This window comes from Polaromonas sp. P3_A5 (genome assembly GCF_056403055.1).
On record NZ_JBFUGF010000001.1, the window covers coordinates 2533573 to 2552151 of the forward strand.

Annotated in this window: 22 protein-coding genes; 9 read left to right on the top strand and 13 right to left on the bottom strand. The window is 59.2% G+C overall.

What is annotated here, in order from left to right; genetic code table 11:
* Window positions 1-203: 203 nt before the first annotated feature.
* Window positions 204-443 (top strand): hypothetical protein, encoded by a 240-nt coding sequence (locus AC1DU8_RS11990; protein WP_477705203.1) that lies wholly within the window; start codon window positions 204-206, stop codon window positions 441-443.
* A gap of 134 nt (window positions 444-577) precedes the next feature.
* Here AC1DU8_RS11990 and AC1DU8_RS11995 read toward each other — a convergent pair whose 3' ends face one another.
* Window positions 578-1525 (bottom strand): LysR family transcriptional regulator, encoded by a 948-nt coding sequence (locus AC1DU8_RS11995; RefSeq protein WP_477726788.1) that lies wholly within the window; start codon window positions 1523-1525, stop codon window positions 578-580.
* 149 nt (window positions 1526-1674) lie between these two features.
* Between AC1DU8_RS11995 and AC1DU8_RS12000 the strand changes: the two genes are divergently transcribed.
* Window positions 1675-2079, top strand: a complete 405-nt coding sequence (locus AC1DU8_RS12000) for a RidA family protein (protein ID WP_477667171.1) — start codon at window positions 1675-1677, stop codon at window positions 2077-2079.
* 9 nt (window positions 2080-2088) lie between these two features.
* Here AC1DU8_RS12000 and AC1DU8_RS12005 read toward each other — a convergent pair whose 3' ends face one another.
* A complete protein-coding gene (locus tag AC1DU8_RS12005) occupies window positions 2089-2298 on the bottom strand; it encodes a DUF3820 family protein (protein ID WP_431096799.1) in 210 nt (69 codons plus the stop codon).
* Window positions 2299-2306: 8 nt separating this feature from the next.
* Window positions 2307-2666: a translation initiation factor Sui1 gene (locus AC1DU8_RS12010; protein ID WP_477667169.1), complete on the bottom strand. Its 360-nt coding sequence runs from the start codon at window positions 2664-2666 to the stop codon at window positions 2307-2309.
* Between the two features lie 262 nt (window positions 2667-2928).
* On the opposite strand from AC1DU8_RS12010, the gene AC1DU8_RS12015 reads away from it, so the two are divergent.
* Window positions 2929-3699, top strand: coding sequence for a DUF2726 domain-containing protein (locus tag AC1DU8_RS12015; protein WP_477667168.1), 771 nt, complete (start codon window positions 2929-2931; stop codon window positions 3697-3699).
* Window positions 3700-3725: 26 nt separating this feature from the next.
* Here AC1DU8_RS12015 and AC1DU8_RS12020 read toward each other — a convergent pair whose 3' ends face one another.
* Both AC1DU8_RS12020 and AC1DU8_RS12025 read right to left on the bottom strand, forming a co-directional pair.
* Entirely contained in the window at window positions 3726-4376 is a 651-nt protein-coding gene (locus tag AC1DU8_RS12020; protein WP_457278741.1) for an FHA domain-containing protein, read from the bottom strand.
* A 117-nt stretch (window positions 4377-4493) separates the two neighbouring features.
* Window positions 4494-4943 carry a surface-adhesin E family protein gene (locus tag AC1DU8_RS12025; protein ID WP_477667167.1) on the bottom strand — a complete coding sequence of 150 codons (450 nt, stop codon included), beginning with the start codon at window positions 4941-4943 and terminating at the stop codon, window positions 4494-4496.
* A gap of 256 nt (window positions 4944-5199) precedes the next feature.
* On the opposite strand from AC1DU8_RS12025, the gene AC1DU8_RS12030 reads away from it, so the two are divergent.
* Window positions 5200-5412, top strand: a complete 213-nt coding sequence (locus tag AC1DU8_RS12030) for a CsbD family protein (RefSeq protein ID WP_477702764.1) — start codon at window positions 5200-5202, stop codon at window positions 5410-5412.
* Window positions 5413-5588: 176 nt separating this feature from the next.
* Window positions 5589-6683: an ROK family protein gene (locus tag AC1DU8_RS12035; protein ID WP_477702763.1), complete on the top strand. Its 1095-nt coding sequence runs from the start codon at window positions 5589-5591 to the stop codon at window positions 6681-6683.
* A 108-nt stretch (window positions 6684-6791) separates the two neighbouring features.
* Here the strand turns inward: AC1DU8_RS12035 and AC1DU8_RS12040 are convergent, their stop codons facing one another.
* Complete coding sequence (locus tag AC1DU8_RS12040) at window positions 6792-9236, bottom strand: penicillin-binding protein 1A (protein ID WP_477707120.1); 2445 nt, start codon at window positions 9234-9236, stop codon at window positions 6792-6794.
* Between the two features lie 540 nt (window positions 9237-9776).
* Here AC1DU8_RS12040 and msrB point away from each other — a divergent pair.
* From msrB to AC1DU8_RS12060, 4 genes are all read left to right on the top strand, one after another.
* A complete protein-coding gene (gene msrB / locus AC1DU8_RS12045; RefSeq protein ID WP_477667164.1) occupies window positions 9777-10274 on the top strand; it encodes a peptide-methionine (R)-S-oxide reductase MsrB in 498 nt (165 codons plus the stop codon).
* A gap of 2 nt (window positions 10275-10276) precedes the next feature.
* A complete protein-coding gene (msrA, locus tag AC1DU8_RS12050; protein ID WP_477726789.1) occupies window positions 10277-10993 on the top strand; it encodes a peptide-methionine (S)-S-oxide reductase MsrA in 717 nt (238 codons plus the stop codon).
* Between the two features lie 207 nt (window positions 10994-11200).
* Window positions 11201-11425, top strand: coding sequence for a DUF3606 domain-containing protein (locus tag AC1DU8_RS12055; protein ID WP_477726790.1), 225 nt, complete (start codon window positions 11201-11203; stop codon window positions 11423-11425).
* A 93-nt stretch (window positions 11426-11518) separates the two neighbouring features.
* The gene (locus AC1DU8_RS12060; RefSeq protein ID WP_477726791.1) at window positions 11519-12619 is read left to right on the top strand and encodes a Vgb family protein; all 1101 of its coding nucleotides are present in this window, start codon (window positions 11519-11521) and stop codon (window positions 12617-12619) included.
* 96 nt (window positions 12620-12715) lie between these two features.
* Here AC1DU8_RS12060 and AC1DU8_RS12065 read toward each other — a convergent pair whose 3' ends face one another.
* From AC1DU8_RS12065 to AC1DU8_RS12095, 7 genes are all read right to left on the bottom strand, one after another.
* On the bottom strand, window positions 12716-13507 hold the full coding sequence (locus tag AC1DU8_RS12065) for a hypothetical protein (RefSeq protein ID WP_477726792.1): 792 nt from the start codon (window positions 13505-13507) through the stop codon (window positions 12716-12718).
* A gap of 4 nt (window positions 13508-13511) precedes the next feature.
* Window positions 13512-14630, bottom strand: coding sequence for a DUF3696 domain-containing protein (locus AC1DU8_RS12070; protein ID WP_477726793.1), 1119 nt, complete (start codon window positions 14628-14630; stop codon window positions 13512-13514).
* Complete coding sequence (locus AC1DU8_RS12075) at window positions 14623-15840, bottom strand: GmrSD restriction endonuclease domain-containing protein (RefSeq protein WP_477726794.1); 1218 nt, start codon at window positions 15838-15840, stop codon at window positions 14623-14625. The genes AC1DU8_RS12070 and AC1DU8_RS12075 overlap by 8 nt, the downstream gene beginning before the upstream one ends.
* A 158-nt stretch (window positions 15841-15998) precedes the next feature.
* Complete coding sequence (locus tag AC1DU8_RS12080) at window positions 15999-16193, bottom strand: hypothetical protein (protein WP_477726795.1); 195 nt, start codon at window positions 16191-16193, stop codon at window positions 15999-16001.
* A 29-nt stretch (window positions 16194-16222) separates the two neighbouring features.
* Window positions 16223-16729 (bottom strand): hypothetical protein, encoded by a 507-nt coding sequence (locus AC1DU8_RS12085; RefSeq protein ID WP_477726796.1) that lies wholly within the window; start codon window positions 16727-16729, stop codon window positions 16223-16225.
* A 32-nt stretch (window positions 16730-16761) separates the two neighbouring features.
* A complete protein-coding gene (locus AC1DU8_RS12090; RefSeq protein ID WP_477726797.1) occupies window positions 16762-18024 on the bottom strand; it encodes an MFS transporter in 1263 nt (420 codons plus the stop codon).
* Window positions 18025-18048: 24 nt separating this feature from the next.
* Window positions 18049-18537, bottom strand: coding sequence for a hypothetical protein (locus AC1DU8_RS12095; protein ID WP_477726798.1), 489 nt, complete (start codon window positions 18535-18537; stop codon window positions 18049-18051).
* Window positions 18538-18579: the final 42 nt, after the last annotated feature.

An 18579-nucleotide genomic window follows, 5' to 3' on the forward strand; every position in this document is an offset into this window, starting at 1 on the left:
ACCCCTGTCACATATAACAGGGTGGCCGGGTAAACACCGACGCGTCCACAACGCCTTGAACAATTTAGTTCTAAGCTACACGATAAGAAGATCTATCGGGATCAAAAATTTGTGATTTCTGACCACTCCATCCACGCAATGCAACACTCATTCAAATCTCGATAGATGAGCAATGCATCCATATCCCATTCAAGGAGATTTCGATGACGGCCACTCTTCGCCAAGCTCTGATTCATATACGTTCGGGGCAATGGAACGACGCACACGGCATTGTGCAAAGCGATGAATCGCAACTGGCTGCCTGGCTACACGGCATCTTGCATATCCAGGAAGGTGACCTGGAAAATGCCGAGTACTGGTACGGCCAGGCGAACCGCAACTTCCACAGCCGTGGAACAGTCGATGAAGAGCTGCAACGCTTCGAGGCGGCGTTAGCTGAATAAAGACTGCCAGATTAAAAGCTGCTGGTTTTTTAATCCAAACCTGACCCTCATCCAGGCCCCCCAACACCTGCTGGTGTGAAAGCAAGGGAACCAAGAGTGATAACTCGCTCCGCCCACTCGTGGGTACCCTCTGCTCATTTGGGATCGGATTTCATTCTTCCGCCATCTGGACCACCGACAGGCGCATGCTGCGCCATCAGCCCGGCTACCCATTCGATGAACACCCGCAGTTTTGCGCTGACATGCCGGTTCGGCGGAAAGGCCACATACAGGGGCATGGGGTCAAGGCGCCAGCCCTTGAACAGGGGCATCAGTTCGCCGCCAGCCAGGTGCGCCTTCGCCATATAGTCCGGCAGCCAGAGGACTCCCAATCCCGCCAGCCCGGCCGCGAGGTAGGCATTGCCGTCATCGAATGCGAACAGGTGGCGGCCTTGCACCTTGATGCTCTCGCCCTTGCAGTGCATGGCGTACGGAAAAGCCTTGCCGGTGCGCGCCCACAGGAACCCCACGATGCGGTGATGTGTGTCTTCCAGCTCTTGTGGGTGCAACGGTGTGCCCGAGCGCTCCAGATAGGCCGGGGCGGCGTACACCCCCAACTGCAGGTCACCCACCTTGCGGGCCATCAGCGACTGATCGGTTAGCTCGCCGCCGCGCACGACGCAGTCCACGTTGTCGCCGATCAGGTCCACCATACGGTCGCTGACACCCATGTCGAGCTGAATCTCAGGGTAGCGCGCATGAAATTCCGGCAAGGCCGGCACCAGGATCATGCGGGCCAGGGGGCTGGGTACATCGACCCGCAGCCGACCCCTGGGCGACGCTGACGCACTGGACAGGCTGGTCTCGGCATCGTCCACCTCGGCCAGGACGCGCACCACCCGCTCATAGTAGGCAGCGCCATCGGCAGTGACATTGACCTTGCGTGTGGTCCGGTTGAGCAGCTTGACCCGCAGCCGCGCTTCCAGCTGCTGCACCAGCTGTGTCACGCTGGTCTTGCTCATGTGAAGCGTCTCGGCCGCCTTGGTGAAGCTGCCCGCTTCCACCACGCGGGCGAATGCCTGCATTGCATCGAAACGGTCCATCTCTGCTCCAAATACGGTGACGTTGATGATTGTTTGGATTTTACGAACAGTGATGGTTAGCCTTGCCTGTTTATCCGAAAGGCACAGCCTTTTAAAGTTCTTTCATCGTTAACCACGGGCCGGCGACGGCCCATATGAAGGACATTTTTATGACCAAGCGTGAAGTCGTTTTTCCACCGGGGCGCCAGGCCCTCTATGAACGCAACCGGTATTCGCCGGCGGTGAAGTCCAACGGCTTCCTGTTCGTTTCAGGGCAGGTGGGCAGCCGCGAAGACGGATCCCCCGAGCCCGACCTGGAGGCTCAGGTCCGGCTCGCCTTCGACAACCTGAACGCCATCCTCAAGGCCGCAGGCTGCACCTTCGACGACGTGGTCGACGTCACCGTCTTCATGGTGGATCCGGAATCGGTGTTCGAGACAGCCTGGAAAGTGGTGCCCGACTACTGGGGCAACGCACCGCACCCTACGCTGACGGGTGTCGGCGTGACCTGGCTCTATGGCTTTCAGTTTGAGATCAAGGTGATTGCGAAACTTCCAGAGTCTCGCGGTGATTGAGTGACTTGACTACCGCCGCAACGGATCCAGCAGCGGCTTCAACCCGTTGTGGTCGATCTCCTGCATCAGCTGCAGCAGGCGGCCGATTTCGCCTTTGGGAAAACCTTCGCGGGCGAACCAGTTAAGGTAGTTGCCAGGCAGGTCGGCGATCAGGGTGCCCTTGTGTTTGCCGAAAGGCATTTCGCGGGTCACCAGCAGCTGGAGGTCTTCGGGTTTCATGCCTAACCCTAACCTCCTGCCCGCTTGGGCGCGTAGCCCTGTTTTTGCAGGGCCTGCATAACGGTGTCGCAGTGGTCGCCCTGCACTTCAATGATGCCGTCTTTGGCCGTGCCACCCGAGCCGCAGGCGGCTTTGAGCTGTTTGCCCAATTGCGCCAGGGCCAGCGCGTCCAGCGGCAGGCCCTTGATGACGGTGACAGTTTTTCCGCCGCGGCCTTTGCTTTCACGCATGACGCGCACCACACCATCACCCTTGGGTGTTGCCTGCTGCTTGCACGTGCACGCAGACACCGGCTGGCGGCAGCCAGGGCACATGCGTCCCGCGTCGGTGGAATACACGAGGCCGCCGCTGGTGGGGAGTTTCTTCATGGAGTTTAAGGAGGGGATGCGTGGAAAGTGGCTCTGGCCGGGTAACACCGCAGTGTGGTCACCACGGCCGGGTCAGCACGGCCTAATACGAACGTTCACAAATGTTCTGGGCCATATTGCCGAAAAATGAAAAATGTACCTTATAAACACGGCTGGGATTTTCAGCCAGCGCCGCGCAGCCGCTCAGGGTCATACACCCATATCAAAACAGGCAGCGCATCGGCCCGGCACATCAACGCAGTACCAGCACCAGGACAGCACCATGACCGGCACCTCTTTTTTGATCGGCTTCTTTATCTTTGTGGGCAGCGTGGCCCTGGGGGCGCTGGGCTATGAACGCTGGCTGTCGCATGTGGTGTCGGCCCGCAAGAAGGTGGCGCGCAACCACGCGCTGCGCCGCAAGCCGCTCACCAGTCGCGACGAGCTCGCGGTGTGGCGCTGGCTGGCAGACATTTTTCCGGACCACCATGTATTGATCAAGGTGCCCTTTACCGGCTTTATTGAACCCAACAGCCGCGGCGGCGACGCGCACTGGCAGGCGCTGCTGAGCACCGTGAGCTTTGCCTGCGCCGTGGCCGACCGCAAAGGCGCTGTGCTGGGTTGCGTCGATGTGCTGGGGCGCGGCGAGCAGGCAGACCGCAAGCATGCTTTCAAGCGCGAGCTGCTGGGCCGCGCCGGCATTCCCTACTGGATTGTGGACAGCCAGCGGCGGCCCGAGGCCACGCTGCTGCGTGAAAAGTTCACCGGTGCTGCCGCCGAGCAGGCGGCGATCAAAAAGACGCCACGCTCAGCCATGCCCCGCAAACCCGTCACCGCGCTGGAGCAGCGCCGCCTGTCACGCGTGTCCAACAACGCATCGGACCTGACCCGCACCGGCATGACGCCGCTGCATCTGAAGTCCACGCTCAAGCTGAAGGCACTGGCACGGGCCTTTGCCTGGCGCCTGGCCGGTGAGCCGCCTTCTTACAGGCCACGGAGTTCGCGCAGGCCCATGGGCTTTCCCACCACCAGCATCAGCAACTCGACCATCTGAGCGGACCTGCACGCCGCCCGGCCCGCTCAGGCTTCGGCGCTCTTGAGCAAAAACTCCATCTCGGTTCCGGCCAGGTTCAGTATGTCGTGGTGGGCCAGCGGAATCGCTTTCATGCCGATCGGTTTGCCGTTGCAGGTCGGCGGCTTTTCGCCGTCCATGTGCGCCACGTAGTAGCCGTCGCGCCGGTGCGATATCGACACCACGGCCACACCGGGCTGCCCGAAGGTGGTAACGGCCTTGACCACCGGCACCTCCAGCCCCGCTGACGAACCCGACAACACCTTCAGGCTCGCGTGCATCGTGCCGCTGGTGCCGGGCAGGCCCATCGCGTCCAGCGCCATGGCGGTGGTTTGATGTTCGCGCGGAGCCTCTTCTTCATGCCGCGAGGTGGCCAGGTACTGGATGCGGAAGTTGCCGATATTGATGATGTCGTTGTCGTGCAGCAGCTCACGCGACTTGACCATGTGGCCGTTGAGGTAGGTGCCGTTGGTGCTGCCCAGGTCTTCAAGGTACACGTCCGCAAGGCCTTTCAGCAGGAACACGCAGTGCTCGCCGCTGACCACCAGGTTGTCGAAGATGATGTCGTTGTAGGGCCTGCGGCCCAGCGTGGTGCGGTCGTTCGTCAGGTACACGTGCTTGATTTCGACGCCTTCGACCGTTGCAATGAGTTGCGGCATGCAAGACCCTTCTTCAAGATAGTCGCCGGAGCCCCATGCGTAAGCGACAAACCATCGTAGCCCGAGCGCCCTAAAGGCACAAGCGGGGCACAACCCGCCAGCGCCGCAACATGGTCGCTAATTGGTGGTAATTTTGCCGGTTTCGCATGCAGCGCGAATGATGCGCTGGGTCGGGTTGGGCGTCACGTCGCGGAACTCCATGGGGCGCACCACTTCGTTGGGGTAAGTCACTGTTTTGTACGGCTCACCCTTCCACAGGGGCTGCACGTAAAACGCCAGCGTGACGTACTTGGCGCTCTTGTCAGCGCAGTCAAACAACACGGTGGAAACATACGAACGGTAAGGCACGCCGTCCCAGCTGGTGCGTTGCAGCGCGCGGCTTACGCGTACCTGCATGGCCCGCATGTCGCCGTTGGCGGCAATGGGGGTCGGGTCTACCTCAATGGTGTTGACGGCCGGGTCAGCCGGGTCACCCATCACGGTAAACCATGTGGTGGGGGCGGCTGGCGCGCCCCACAGGGAAGCCCCGGACACCAGGGTCCCTAAAACGATGGCTAATTTCTTCATATGACTTTTTTCTTCCTTCCTCCACTGCACGGTCACTTCAAAGCACAGTCCATTGTCTGCAATGCCAGTTTAATCCTGACGCAACGAACGTTCTGTTGCAACTGTTTCCCGACCCGTAGCAGGCGCGCGTCGAAAGGCCCTGTAGGCACACACCCACACGGCTATGGGCCCGATGCCTTCGGCGCGGTCTGGGCCGGCGGGCTATCTTGAACTGCATGGAATTTTCCATGACGCAACTCTCTGAAAGGTACATCCCATGAACAAGGACCAGGTCAAAGGCAAGATCAAGGAAGTTGCCGGTGAAGTGCAGGAACACACCGGCAAGCTGGTCGGCAATGCCGGGCAGCAGGCCAAGGGCCATGCCCGTGAATTCCAGGGCAAGGCACAAAAGGCCGCCGGCGACGCACGTGAGAACGCAGAAGACATCCAGAAGGATCTGGACAAAGACCGCGACCCCCTGGGTCGCTAAGCAGCAATAAAACGCTGCAAACCCACCATCGGCCGGCTCTTTCCGGCCGTTTTTTTGCGCGCAAATCACCGCGTACACCCGCCATTGGCTGACGCGTTCAGGCGCGTTGGCTGATAGCCGGCGGCCTGCCGCGCCCGCATGATGAAACCTTTCACCACAGCACCACACGCCCCCACATGCCGCGCAAAGCCTCCCCCGCTTCCCTGCCTCATGACCTGTTGCACGGTCAGCTGAAGCTGCCTGCCGTGACGATCAACGGCTACAGCCTGGAACTGCACGACGGCGAGCGCTTTCTGGGCGACACCGTCAGCCGCGTTGCCTACAGCGAAATGCTGGACGTATGGCGCCGGCTTTTTCGCCGCATCAGCGGCGAAGACGTGCTGGGCACCAAGCCCACACCCGCCATCAGCAAAAAGCGGCTCGACCTGCTCCTTCAACGCGACGGCAAGGCCGCCGCCGTGATTTCCGCGGCATCGGAAGACTACGCCTGGCAACTGGTGCGTGTGGTGCGGCGTTTTCTGGCGCATCCCACATGGCACGGCGTGCAGCGCATTGTGGTGGGCGGCGGCTTTCAGCAAAGCCTGGTGGGCGAACTGGCCATCGACCGCGCGGCCGAATTGCTCTACCAGCAAAACGCCCGCGTGCATTTGATGACGCTGCGCCACCACCCCGACGAAGGCGGGCTGATCGGCTGGGTGCACCTGGCGCCGCCCGAACTGTTGTCGCAATACGGCGGTTTCCTGGCGGTAGACATTGGCGGCACCAACGTGCGCTGCGGCATTGTGCGGCCACGCCTGAGCAAGTCGCCCGACCTGTCGGATGTGCGCGTGGCGGGCCTGGAAAAGTGGGGCCACCGCGGCGACGACGACGTGACCCGCCGCGAACACCTGGTGCAGGGCATTGCCGCCATGCTCAAAAAACTCAAACGCCTGGCCGACAGAAAAGGCATCACCCTGGCGCCGTTTGTCGGCGTGGCCTGCCCCGGCATGATCTGCGACGACGGCTCCATCGCCACCGGCGCGCAGAACCTGCCCGGCAACTGGGAAAGCCCGCGCTTTAACCTGGCGCATGACCTCAGCGAACTGCTGCCGCGCCAGGACGGCCAGACCACCCAGGTGCGGCTGCACAACGATGCGGTGGTGCAAGGCCTGTCTGAGCTGCCCTTCATGCAGGGCGTGAAGCGCTGGGCCGTGCTGACGGTGGGCACCGGGTTGGGCAACGCCAGCTTTGTCAACACCGGCCCGCACGCGGTGCGCAAAACGAAACGCTGACGCCGCGCGCTGCGTTGCAACAATTCAAGAGAAAAAGGCCTGAAACCCAATCAGTAATAGCGCAAGCAGCTATCTATTTAATAGCAGTCTCACGCACCGCGCACAGTGCTAGCGCGGAGCGATGGGCGCACCCACCACCACGCCCGGCACGGCGGTGTTTTCCGCCGCAGCATCGGGCTGCACACGCCGCGGCTGCTCGGGTGGCAGCACCACGCCCGGCGTGCCGTCTGCGGCAGGCCCGTTCACGGTGATGTACTTGATCACCGGCGCCGGCTGCCACACGCGCGGCGGGCCGCCCTCGGTGGCCGGCCCTCCCGCAGCGCCTGACATGCTCTGTTGCCCCAAAGGCTGGGGCATGCCGCCGTCACCGGTCTGGCCTGGCTGGCTTTCCTGCGGCGGCTCGGCGCCATTGAGCAGCGCTTCAATGCGCTGCCGCTCCTGGTCCGTCACGCCTGCGCCTTCCGGCGCGGGGAAGCGCAGGGCTACGTCGATCACTTTTGCCTTGATCGCGCCCTGGAAAAACTCACCCACCATCGGCAGCGCGCTGCGGGCGCCCTGCCCATAGCTGTCAGCCATGGTCACGCGGTTGTCGTTAAAGCCCACCCATGCGCCGGCCACCAGCTGCGGGTGCATCATGATGAACCAGCCGTCGGTGTTGCCCTGTGTCGTGCCGGTCTTGCCGGCCACGTCGGCCTGGATGCCGTAGCGGCTGCGAATGGCAGCGCCCGTGCCCTGGTCGATCACGCCGCGCATCACGTCCAGCAGCGTCTGCGCCACCGTGGCCGGCATCACGGTTTCAGCCAGCTTGGGCTCAAACGCTTCCAGTACCTTGCCGTTGCGGTCTTCTACCCGGGTAACGATCACGGGCTCTATATAACGGCCGTCATTGGCCAGCGTGCCGTAGGCCGCCACCATTTCCCTCAGCGTGACAGGGCTGGTGCCCAGCGCAAGTGAGGGCACTTCTTCCAGCTTGCTCTGGCGCACGCCCATGGCCTTGGCCAGCCTGGCCACATTGGCCGGGCCCACCGCGTGCATGACCTGTGCGGTGATCGTGTTCTTGGAAAACATCAGGCCCTGGCGCAGCGTCATCATCTCGCCGCTGGGGCCGCCGCCGTCGGTCGGCCGCCAGAAAGCGCCGTTCCCCAGCGGGATTTCCACCTCACCGTCCAGGTACACGTCGGACGGCTTGGCGCCGTTTTCAAACGCCGCGCCATACACAAAGGGCTTGAAGGTCGAGCCCGGCTGGCGGCGCGCCTGCTGCACGTGGTCAAACTGGTCGCGCGCAAAGTCGCGGCTGCCCACCCAGGCCCTGACCTGGCCGTTGGTTGGGTCCAGCGCCATGAAGCCGGCCTGCAAGCGCGTTTTTTCGTCCTTCAGGTTTTGCATGAACTCCGCGTCCGCCAGCAGCGCCTTGGTGGCCTGGTCGTCGGCCTGCCCCTTGGTGCGCAGGGCCTTGTATTCGGCGGTGTCGCGTATGAAGGCCAGGGCCAGCTCGCGCGGCGCGCCGCTCTTGGCCTTCCAGCCCGAGTTAAAGCGCCAGTCACCTGCGACCGTCTTTTGCAAGCGGTCTACCTGCACCGCCAGCGCCTTGTTGGCCATGTCCTGCAGGCGTGAATCAATGGTGCTGCGCAGCACCAGGCCGTCGGCATAAATGTTGTAGTCGTTGCGGTCGGCCCATTCAATCAGCCAGCGGCGCAGCTGCTGCGCCAGGTGCGGCGCCGAGCCCAGCTCTTCGTCCTGGCGCTCGAAGTCGATGCGCAGCGGCTTCTTTTTCAGTGCCTCCAGCTGGGCTACGGGCAGCTTCTCGTGCTTGACCATCTGCGCCAGCACCGTGTTGCGGCGCTGCATGGCGCGCTCGGGGTTGTTCACCGGGTTGTAGTAGGCCGTGCCCTTGAGCATGCCCACCAGCGTGGCGCTTTGCAGCACGTCCAGCTCGTTGGCGGATTTGTCGAAGTAGGTGCGCGCCGCCATTTCAATGCCGTAGGCGTTGTACAAAAAGGGCACGGTGTTGAGGTAGCTCTCCAGGATTTCGTCCTTGGAATAAACCGCCTCTATCTTGAAAGCCGTGATGGCTTCTTTCAGCTTGCGCGTGATCGACAACGAACGGCCGATTTCTTCCGGGTAGAGGTTGCGCGCCAGCTGCTGCGTGATGGTCGAGCCGCCCTGCGTCTTGCCGGCGGCCGTGTGCAGCACGGCCGACACCGTGCGCTTGATGTCCAGGCCGTGGTGGTCGTAAAAGCGGTGGTCTTCCGTGGCGACCAGCGCGTCCACCACGCTGGGCGAAATGTCTTCGAGCTTCACCCAGTCGCGGTTGGCCCGCTTGAACACCGCCAGCACCTGGCCGTCAGACGACATCACCACCGAGGGCTTGGCGGTTTTGGCTTTCAGCAGGTCGTTGATGCTGGGCGTGAACGGAATCAGGATCAGCACATACAGCAGCACCAGCGCCGGAATGGCCGCCAGTGTCAGCAGCACGCCGCGTTTGGTGGGGTGGCGCAAGCGGTCAGGAATGGTGGCCGCAAAGTCGCGAAGTTGGGTCAGGAGCTGTTTCATCATTGCCTGCAAGTCTAAATGGGAGGCGTAAACGGGCCTGTAGGACTGCGGCGCTGCGGAAAGCGCGCGCCATCGGAAAACGCCGCTTCAGCGGCTTGCAGGAGGCCATTTTTTAAGCACCAAACTGGCCTTAAGACCAATGAAAACGGGCGCGAGCAGCTACTGTTTTAATAGCGTCCTGCGGGGCAGTTTTGGTGGTATTTGGGCCTCTTTTTTGCCTCTTTTTCGCCTGTTTTTGCCTGTTTTCAGCCGTCGTGGGCCCTGCGGGCGCTTTTGGGGCCAATTTCGTCACCCACAGTGCCATTTTCAAGCATCAAATCGGCCTCCAACCCAATAGGAGTCTGCGCGAGCAGCTACTGTATTGATAGCAATTTCAGGCTGCCCGCCATTTCGCCGCACGGAACTGAACCGGTACAGCGTCATCCAATCTTTCGCACCAGGGGCGTCGTCACTCGTAAGAAACACCGCGCCGCGCCGACCAACCTTCATGCCGCCTGTTCACGGCAAGCAATACAACAACCCACCGAAAGAGGCCAAAGCATGATGACCCGCAGAAACTCCCTGCTCCAACTGGGCGCCCTTTCCGCCGCCATGGCCGCCGGCCTGCGCGGGCTGCTGGCGTCCGCACCCGCCCACGCGGCCGCGCGCGCCTATGAAGTCACCCGCACCGAAGCCGAATGGCAAAAGCTGCTGCGGCCCGACCAGTACCGCGTGCTGCGCAAGGCCGGCACTGAAACGCCCTTCACCAGCCCGCTCAATAAAGAAAAGCGCGCCGGCGTTTTCAGCTGCGCCGGTTGCGACCTGCCTCTTTTCTCTTCAGCCACCAAATTCGACAGCGGCACCGGCTGGCCCAGCTTCTGGCAAGCCATGAGCAACGCCGTGGTCGAAGAAACCGACACCACCCTCTTCATGAAACGCACCGAAGTGCTGTGCCGCCGCTGCGGCGGGCACCTGGGCCATGTGTTTGACGACGGCCCCAAACCCACTGGCCTGCGCTATTGCATGAACGGCGTGGCCCTTAACTTCAAGGCAGCATAAAAATGAACAAATACCTTTTCACCCTGGGTGCTGTGGCATTGGCCGCGTGGGCATTCATTGGCAGCGGCATGGGCACCAGCGCCCGCGCCGCGGAAGAAAAAGCCGTGAAGCTGCCCGCGCCTGCGGTGGACGCCACAGCCACCGCACAGGCAGGCACCGCCACCGCCGTGTTTGCCGGCGGCTGCTTCTGGGGCGTGCAGGCCGTGTTTCAGCACACCGACGGTGTGCTCAACGCCGTCTCGGGCTATTCAGGCGGCGACAAAGCCACTGCCACCTATGAGCAGATTGGCTCGGGCCGCACCGGCCACGCCGAGGCCGTGCAAATCACCTACGACCCGAAAAAAATCAGCTACGGCAAGCTGCTGCAGATTTACTTCTCTGTGGCGCACGACCCCACCACACTCAACCGCCAGGGCCCCGACAGCGGCACGCAATACCGCTCAGCCGTGTTCTACAAAGACGCCGAGCAAAAGAAGGTGACCGAAAGCTACATCGCCCAGCTCGATGCCGCCAAGGCCTTCCCGAACAAGATCGTGACGCAGCTCGCGCCGCTCGCCGCCTTCTACCCCGCCGAGGCTTACCACCAGGACTACGCCACCCTGCACCCCAACCAGCCCTACATTGCGCGGTTCGACCTGCCCAAGATCGCAAACCTCAAAACCGTGATGCCCGAGGTCTACCGCGAAAAGCCCGTGCTGGTCTCGCAGGCCGGCAAGTAGGCGTAGCAAAGGGCCGCACGCCGCCGTAGCGGGCGCGTCTTCTCGCCGTTTTTCGGCCATTTCCCGCCGGCAATGGCCGCATAGCGGTTATTGGCCGACGATGCGACCTGCATTCACCCCTTGCTGATGTCGGCAATGGCCTACAAACGTATGGTTCTGAGCGCGTTAATGTGGTCTTTTACCTTAGCTGGAAAGGAGCGGACCACCATGACGAGTACCCACCAGCAGCCAGGCGTACAGCCCGACCGCATCAACCTGAACGACAAACCCGGCACCGAACAGTGGATGAGGAAGCTGGACGTGACCAACGACCAGCTCCGTGAAGCCATCGCCGCCGTGGGCGACAAAGCCGCCAACGTAGAGCTGCACCTCAAGGGCGCCCGCAGCACCACCAACGCAGACCGCGTGCATGAGTTGAGTACAGACAAGTGAGCTTGATGGCGGCGCACATTGCCGCCAAAATGCCAGAGACACACCCCTTCACCGTGTTCAGCGCATGCCCATCATGTGCAGGAGGTATTTGCCATGGCATTGCAGACGCCCGCTCATCAGTTTTCTTCTTCGTCTTCGCTTCACCCCTCTCCGCCATCTGACTCAATACAGATTGACCCAACACAGGTCAACCGGCGCACCGCGCTGGCGGCCTTGCCTGGCTTGGCGGGCCTCGCCGGCCTAAGCCTGCCGGGTATCACACATGCGCAAACACCCGGCACCGTGCGCCTGCAATCGTGGCCGCTCAACGCCCGCACCTTCACCGGCATTCACGACATCGCCCCCGCGCCTGATGGCGGCGTGTGGTTCTCGGCCCAGCGCAGCGGCCACCTCGGCTGGTTTGACCCACGCACCGGCAAGTCAGACCTGGTGGCTTTGGGCAGCGGCTCATCGCCCCACGGCGTGATTGCCGGGCCTGACGGCGCAGCCTGGCTGACCGACGGCGGGCAAAACGCGATTGCCCGCGTGGCCTGGCCTTCGCGCGAAGTCAAGGTCTTCCCCCTGCCCGCCGGCACGCCATACGCCAATCTCAACACCTGCGCCTTCGACGGCGAAGGCAACCTCTGGTTCACCGGGCAAAGCGGCTACGTCGGCAAGGTCGATGTGCGCAGCGGCACAGTCACCGTGAAAGAGTCCCCCCGCGGCCGCGGCCCCTACGGCATCTGCGCCACACCCAAAGGCGACGTGTGGTGGTGTTCGCTGGCCGGCTCATTCATCGCGCAGCTCGACCGCAAGACAGGCGAGTCACGCATCGTCGAGCCACCCACCCCCCGCCAGGGCGCCCGCCGCGTCTGGTCAGACAGCAGGGGCCGCATCTGGGTATCAGAATGGAACAGCGGCAACCTCTCAATGCACGACCCGGCGCTGGGCTCAGGCCCTAGCAGCTGGCGCGCCTGGAAGGCACCCGGCACCGAACCGCACATCTACGCCGTGTATGTTGACCACAAAGACATCGTCTGGGCGTCAGAGTGGAGCTCCAACGCCCTCTTGCGCTTTGACCCGGCGACAGAGAAGTTCGAGGTGATCACCCTGCCGCGTGCTGGGGCGAGCGTGCGGCAGATATTGGGCCGGCCTGGGGAGGTCTGGCTGCCTGAGAGTGGGACGGAGTTTGTGACGGTGGTGAAGACGGGGTGAGAATTCGAAGAAATCGTCGAGCCGCTACTTATACGGGAACCGAATTATCGAAAAGCTCGGTACCCGGGATACAACCTTATCTTTTGTCTCCATTGCTTAGACAATCTTGTAGGGATGACCGCCAGCCATACATCGGGCCCAAGAATTCAGCAAACTTTGACGATGCAGAGTAACGAACGCCTTCGCTTCTATGTCATGTGTAGGCTTCCCCTCCATCCTCTCGAAGGGACTCACTCTATATTTTGCAATCGTCAATTTAGTATTTGGATCAACGAGATGTACGTGAGGAACGCCATGCTCAGAGGGCGCCGAATACATGTGAATTGGGAACCCATGTATTGAGGATATTTCAGCAGAATTAGATATTTGTTTACCCCAATCTAAAATATCTGCCCTCCATAGGTCAGCACTAGTCGAGTCACAAATATTTCTTATCTTGCATGCGTCCTGAGTCCATTCGCCATTCGCAGACAGGACATGCTCAACGCCTTCAACCGAAGGCAAGCGCCATTGCGAGTCGACACCACCGAAACTAATAACCCAGGTTTGCGCTTGGTGCGCATGCGTTGCGCCTATGGCAGCGCTATCTGAAAAATACACTTGCCGCGTTAACTCATCATTAGGGTCTAGGTTTCTAATCCGAAAGACCAATTTTCTGTAGAAATCACGACCAATCCAGCTCTCTATCCATACATGAAATGGCTTATTCGCATAAATTTCATGCCAAGCTCCACTAACGAATCCAAAAAACAAATCGTCATGCCAAGAACCAACATCAACCAATGCTCGTGCTAAATCCATGGCCCAGGGCTTCCAAGCTGTCAGTGGTCCTACCGTAATGTCAGCTTGAGGTGCTGAAAGCTCATTAAAGTAAAGATGCATTGGCATTGAATCACCTTAAAAGTTCATCAAGACTTCTTTCCCATTCGTCAAAAAAACCACCCGGCCAGTTACTGAGTTGCCCGTCGGCCTGCACAGAAGGGAGCTCCACATAACATTCACCGGTGGTTACCTCACGCGTAAAAAAGGCTAGCTGAAGATCTTCAGCTGCTACAGCTTTTCGTTTAACCGCGAGCCTTATTCCATTCAAGACGTGATCGCTGTGGGTCTCAAGAATAATTTGTACGCCGTCTGCCGCACATAGAGCCAATAACTCGCCTAATTTGGCTTGTCCATGTGGATGCAAATGCGCTTCGGGATTTTCTAAAAGCAGCAAACTTCCAGGTTGAGCAGCAAGGCACGCGACAAGAATTGGAAGCCCGTAAGTGATGCCGAATCCTACATGGGTAGGTCGGTGAGCACGACTACGTCCACGAGTCATTCCAAGATATCGGAACTGCAAAATAACGTTGTCTGTCCCCTTCAAGCGGTCCGCCTGAAGATGTACTCCTGGGCTTATCTCTTGTAACCAACCAGCGACTTGATCCAGAAGAGAATTAGTTGCGGCAATTTGACTCAATAGAGGAGTAGTTTTTCCGTCCTGACTTACTCGTCGACGCTCAGATACAGAGTCACCTGCGTGTGAAGATAAGTAGTCAATCGTAAATTCGCCGTGATTACCCAGAAATCCAGTGCTGCCTGCGTAGGGGTCAGCCTGGGGATAGAGAGTGCTAGGCACTATTCGATCTGCCTGCAAATATTGGAAATTTGGAGAAGAAATGAAGCTTTGCACTTCCGATGGAGCGCGCATGTAGGGAAGAAGACTGGCATCTGAAAATGCATGACAGACCCATGCATAAGATCTTCCTTCTTCAAGGATTTCTATTGAGATGACATCGTCTGTTGCAGACTCGCTTAGTACATCGGCACCTTTTCCAAGTGGCACCAGAGGCCCTCCGAGTTCAAGTCCCCCACTTTTTCCATGTTGATATGACTGTCTTATCAACGCGATGGCTTGAAGTACCGAACTTTTCCCCGAGCCATTCAACCCCGAGAGCAAAGTCAGCGCCTTGAGAGGTATTTCAAGTTTTCGTGCAGCTTTAAAGTTCGAAAGGCTAATTGAACTAAGCATTTAGTACCTCGCGAAATATCTCATTAATTGCATCTAACCGGGCATTCGAGGACGATCCCCGCCCTGTGGCATACAGTAGAGCGCTTACGAATACGTCGTCATTTTCGAACTTCTTACCAAACTTCGCGATTACCTTATTCGAGTGTTTGGCGAGTTTCTCTATTTGCACCGGGGTAAGTGCGGCAAGTGCCACAATTTCAGTCTCGAACAAACCCCTATTAATCGGATGCCTCGAAGCACCAGCAGCTGAAAATTTACGAAAAGCTAAATGCTTAAAAACTCGAGGTGCAGCCTCTAACGCACGGCGAAATGCTCGTTCAAGATCTGCCCATTTTTGCGGAGTAAGGTTGGGAGCTTGCTTTTCCACGAAGTTGTTTAAAAAGTCGTCTAAGTTCTCTACCGGATCTCTCTTTTTTCTACGCCCCAAAGAGTACGTCGCTACAAACCTCAAAACCAATTCATGATCTTCAAGACGCTCACCACGAATTTTTCCTTCTGTCGCAGTCTGAAATTCCTCGCAAGAAGCCATCGCACGAACCCTGTCGCGCCACAATCCAGGATAAATTGCATTCCTGATTTCCTGAGCCCTTAACGGCAACCCCCCCTGATTAATCCGAGAGAAGATATTGAACTTTACGTTCTGAGGTGTGCCTGCCCGAATTACATGTAATGTGAGTTCGGTTTCTCGGATGCGCCTTTGCAGCGCTCGGGAAAGTTCCTCAAAGGTGCGTCCATCCAGCTCATTCTTAAGTGAGTGAAGCCCCGTTAGCCTCAATGGATCAAGTTGCGTCTTCAACGCTTTATTAAGACTGTCGACCTTAACGAAGTGAGCAATGGCGCACAGTCGCTGCAAACCATCTACAACCTCATAGTTTCCTTCTTTATCTTCAGAAACATATAGTGAGGGAATAGGAATACGCAACAGGATTGATTCGATAAGACCCGTTTTTCTAGGATCTCGCCATAAATTAGCCCGTCGCTGAAAGTCAGGCGATAAGTTGATCTCGCCATGATCAAGTCGCGACATAAGTAAATCAATTGTGCGCTGATGAGTTATGACATCAATAAGTGTCGGATCAAAGGGTGCACGTATCTCCTCCTCTTCTTCCGGCTCGGCCTCGATTCCACTCCCTTGGCTGTCAGCAGTGAGTTCTTCAAGGGGGAGGCTATTTTTTTTTGCAAGCTTCGTAGGTGCTAGATCTGAAGGCATTCTCTGGGCTCCTCATTTGTAATTACAAAGACATTGCTACATGCGATATTGGTCACTTTTAACTCAGTCTTTAAAGAGTATGGCAGCAATCATCGCAGCGATTGATTTTCGCTACTAGCGGTTAACCATGTATCCGAGTATGCAGGGATGCTGCGCGATCATTTTTCTTGGGTCACGCGATCCCGCCGCCTCAACACCCAGGCAAAGTAAACCCCCTCCACCGCCATCACCACCCCACCCAGCATCACCACCGCACTGCTCCCAATACGGTCGATCAAGCTGGCAGCCAGCACCACGCCAATCGACTGGCCCAGGAACAGGAAAGAAGCAAACATCGAGACGGCCGATGCCACGTGCCCACGCCGCCTTCTTAGCCCGGTTGCTAAGGCTTCACTGGGCCTTTGCGCATGGTGGCAACTTGCCCCGCCATGGATTTCTCAAAGTCCCAGGTTGGAGAAGTAATGAGCGCAGGATAGGCGGCGCAACGCTCTCGGGCTCGCGCGGGGTCGCTCGAAAACACAGTGCGCCTCTGATTAGCCTTGAACTCAACAATCCTTCGATCGAGCTGCGCGCGAACCGCGTCGGCCTTCGCGCGATCACCTTTGGTCTCCCGCTCAATCATGGCCGACATATTGCTTTCCACTTCTTGCAGAAGGGGCGCCGACCTTGCCCGCCAAGCGGCGTAAGCGGCTTCATTTTTTGCCTTGTGCTCAGGAAATTCTTCAGCGCACAGGTCTTTGATGGCTCCCAACGATTGAGCTGCGCCATACAACTGGCCGAGATCGTTCTCATAGTTTCCTGAAGCAACCGCTAGTTGGGCATGAGCCGCAGGGGTAAAACCGAGCACCATCAGTGTGATGATTCCAGCACTGAAAAACGAGTGGGTCATATTCGATACTTTCAATTGAAGTTTTCCAGAGTCTATTTGACTTGCAAAGATGCCTTGCTGTCTCGCCTTCTCAGCACCCAGGCAAAGTAAACCCCCTCCGCCGCCATCACCGCCCCGCCCAGCGCCACCACTGCGCTGCTCCCAATGCGGGCGATCAAACTTGCAGCCAGCACCACGCCGATGGACTGGCCCAGGAACAGGAAAGATGCAAACATCGAGACGGCCGTGCCGCGCGCATGGGGCACCATCTGCGTCGCGTTGGCCTGCATCACGTTGTGGAACATAAAAAAGCCAAACCCACCCACCAGGCTGGCCGGAATGGCCGGGGCCCAGTGCGGGGTGTAGGCCAGCACCAGGGCGCTGATGCCGAGCATCGCACCGCCCAGAATCACCAGGCCTTGCTGGCCGAAGCGGCGTATCAACGGGCGGCCTGCGGCCATGTACCCGACGCCACCCAGGCCGAACAGTGCCACGATGGCGCCTGACACCGAGAGCGACAAGCCCAGGGCATGGTGCAGGTGCGAAGCCCAGATGGCCAGCACGCCAAAGCCGGCGGCGCCCTCTATCACCGCCATGATCAGCACCACGCGTGACCAGCGGCCGGTAATGATTTCCAGCGCTTGCGTGACGAAATGGGTGCGCTGCACAGGCTGGCGGGGTGCAGCAGCCGGGTCTTTGCCCTCGGCGCGCTGCGCGGCATTCTGGCGGCGCAGGTCAAGGTACATCAGCGTACCGACCACGGTAAACAGCACGGTCATAAAAACAAAGGACCAGCGCCAGCCCAATGCATCAGTCAGCAGGCCGCCAATTAACTGGCCGCACACAATGCCCAGCGTGCTACCCAGGCCGGTGCGCGTGAGCATTTCCTGCAGCTGGTCGGCGGGCACGTTGTCGCCCACCCAGGCCATGCCCAGCGGAATCAGCGCCGCGGCGCCCAGCGCCATCAGCAATCGCGCAAACAGCAGCGCATCAAGGCTGTGCGCAAACACGGCCAGCAGGCTGCCAACGCTGCAGCCCAGCGCGGCAAAGGTGACGACGCGAAACTTGCCCAGCCTGTCGCCGAGCGGGCCGTAAAAAAGCTGGGATGCGCCATATGTCATGGCAAATATCGACACGACCTGCGCGGCCTGGGCCAGGCTGACGGCAAACACGCGCGAAAGCTCGGGCAGCATGGCGTCGCAAATGCGCTGGGCCATCATGCTGGCAAAGGTGCCAAATGAAAGAAGAAGAATGGAGCGCCGGACGGCGGGGGAAATGCTGGCGTGGGTAGCGCTGTGCGCGTCGGCAGGAGTCATGAAGGTAAACAGGCCCGGGAGCTGCTATATGGCCAACCTGGAAGCGGCTTTCCATTGCGCAATACGGGTCATGTGGTACTGCAAATAGAAGGTGCTGAAGAGGAAAGTCATGGCCGCTGAAAGCTCAAGCTGCATGGGTTCAACGCTGCTGTAGTGATTCAGCATGGACCTGCGGATGGAATAAGCCCCGAAATAGAAGATCACATACGACACGAGCATCAAGAGAAAACCAACCCCCTTGAGGTTGTCTGAGCCTTCAAACAGTATCTGGGCAAAGATGGCCAGCGGGACATAAATGACGAATTGGGTGGTCGCATTCGACGCCGGATTGATTTTTCGCACCCAGGTGGATTGGACGAACATCCAGACGATCATGAAGACCCCAAGCGTGAGGAGCGTAAACAGCAGCACCAAAGCCCAATGCAATTGGGGTGGCGCGGGGTAAGCGTTTCCATTCATACCGCCGCCTGGTGGCCCGGGGTTGGTGAAAGGATCCGGCTGGTAGTCACTCATAAGCGCCTTTTTTAATTAGTCGATCTATCGTGCGACACCGCC

What these genes read in the sequence shown, in the direction of transcription:
- AC1DU8_RS12040 (WP_477707120.1), bottom strand. Translation starts at nt 9,236, where the DNA reads ATGAAACAGCTCCTGACCCAACTTCGCGACTTTGCGGCCACCATTCCT.
- AC1DU8_RS12025 (WP_477667167.1), bottom strand. Translation starts at nt 4,943, where the DNA reads ATGAAGAAATTAGCCATCGTTTTAGGGACCCTGGTGTCCGGGGCTTCC.
- AC1DU8_RS12000 (WP_477667171.1), top strand. Translation starts at nt 1,675, where the DNA reads ATGACCAAGCGTGAAGTCGTTTTTCCACCGGGGCGCCAGGCCCTCTAT.
- AC1DU8_RS12090 (WP_477726797.1), bottom strand. Translation starts at nt 18,024, where the DNA reads ATGACTCCTGCCGACGCGCACAGCGCTACCCACGCCAGCATTTCCCCC.
- msrA (WP_477726789.1), top strand. Translation starts at nt 10,277, where the DNA reads ATGAACAAATACCTTTTCACCCTGGGTGCTGTGGCATTGGCCGCGTGG.
- AC1DU8_RS12065 (WP_477726792.1), bottom strand. Translation starts at nt 13,507, where the DNA reads ATGCCAATGCATCTTTACTTTAATGAGCTTTCAGCACCTCAAGCTGAC.
- AC1DU8_RS12085 (WP_477726796.1), bottom strand. Translation starts at nt 16,729, where the DNA reads ATGACCCACTCGTTTTTCAGTGCTGGAATCATCACACTGATGGTGCTC.
- AC1DU8_RS12060 (WP_477726791.1), top strand. Translation starts at nt 11,519, where the DNA reads ATGGCATTGCAGACGCCCGCTCATCAGTTTTCTTCTTCGTCTTCGCTT.
- AC1DU8_RS12010 (WP_477667169.1), bottom strand. Translation starts at nt 2,666, where the DNA reads ATGAAGAAACTCCCCACCAGCGGCGGCCTCGTGTATTCCACCGACGCG.
- AC1DU8_RS12070 (WP_477726793.1), bottom strand. Translation starts at nt 14,630, where the DNA reads ATGCTTAGTTCAATTAGCCTTTCGAACTTTAAAGCTGCACGAAAACTT.
- AC1DU8_RS12030 (WP_477702764.1), top strand. Translation starts at nt 5,200, where the DNA reads ATGAACAAGGACCAGGTCAAAGGCAAGATCAAGGAAGTTGCCGGTGAA.
- AC1DU8_RS11995 (WP_477726788.1), bottom strand. Translation starts at nt 1,525, where the DNA reads ATGGACCGTTTCGATGCAATGCAGGCATTCGCCCGCGTGGTGGAAGCG.
- AC1DU8_RS12020 (WP_457278741.1), bottom strand. Translation starts at nt 4,376, where the DNA reads ATGCCGCAACTCATTGCAACGGTCGAAGGCGTCGAAATCAAGCACGTG.
- AC1DU8_RS12035 (WP_477702763.1), top strand. Translation starts at nt 5,589, where the DNA reads ATGCCGCGCAAAGCCTCCCCCGCTTCCCTGCCTCATGACCTGTTGCAC.
- msrB (WP_477667164.1), top strand. Translation starts at nt 9,777, where the DNA reads ATGATGACCCGCAGAAACTCCCTGCTCCAACTGGGCGCCCTTTCCGCC.
- AC1DU8_RS12005 (WP_431096799.1), bottom strand. Translation starts at nt 2,298, where the DNA reads ATGAAACCCGAAGACCTCCAGCTGCTGGTGACCCGCGAAATGCCTTTC.
- AC1DU8_RS11990 (WP_477705203.1), top strand. Translation starts at nt 204, where the DNA reads ATGACGGCCACTCTTCGCCAAGCTCTGATTCATATACGTTCGGGGCAA.
- AC1DU8_RS12015 (WP_477667168.1), top strand. Translation starts at nt 2,929, where the DNA reads ATGACCGGCACCTCTTTTTTGATCGGCTTCTTTATCTTTGTGGGCAGC.
- AC1DU8_RS12055 (WP_477726790.1), top strand. Translation starts at nt 11,201, where the DNA reads ATGACGAGTACCCACCAGCAGCCAGGCGTACAGCCCGACCGCATCAAC.
- AC1DU8_RS12095 (WP_477726798.1), bottom strand. Translation starts at nt 18,537, where the DNA reads ATGAGTGACTACCAGCCGGATCCTTTCACCAACCCCGGGCCACCAGGC.
- AC1DU8_RS12075 (WP_477726794.1), bottom strand. Translation starts at nt 15,840, where the DNA reads ATGCCTTCAGATCTAGCACCTACGAAGCTTGCAAAAAAAAATAGCCTC.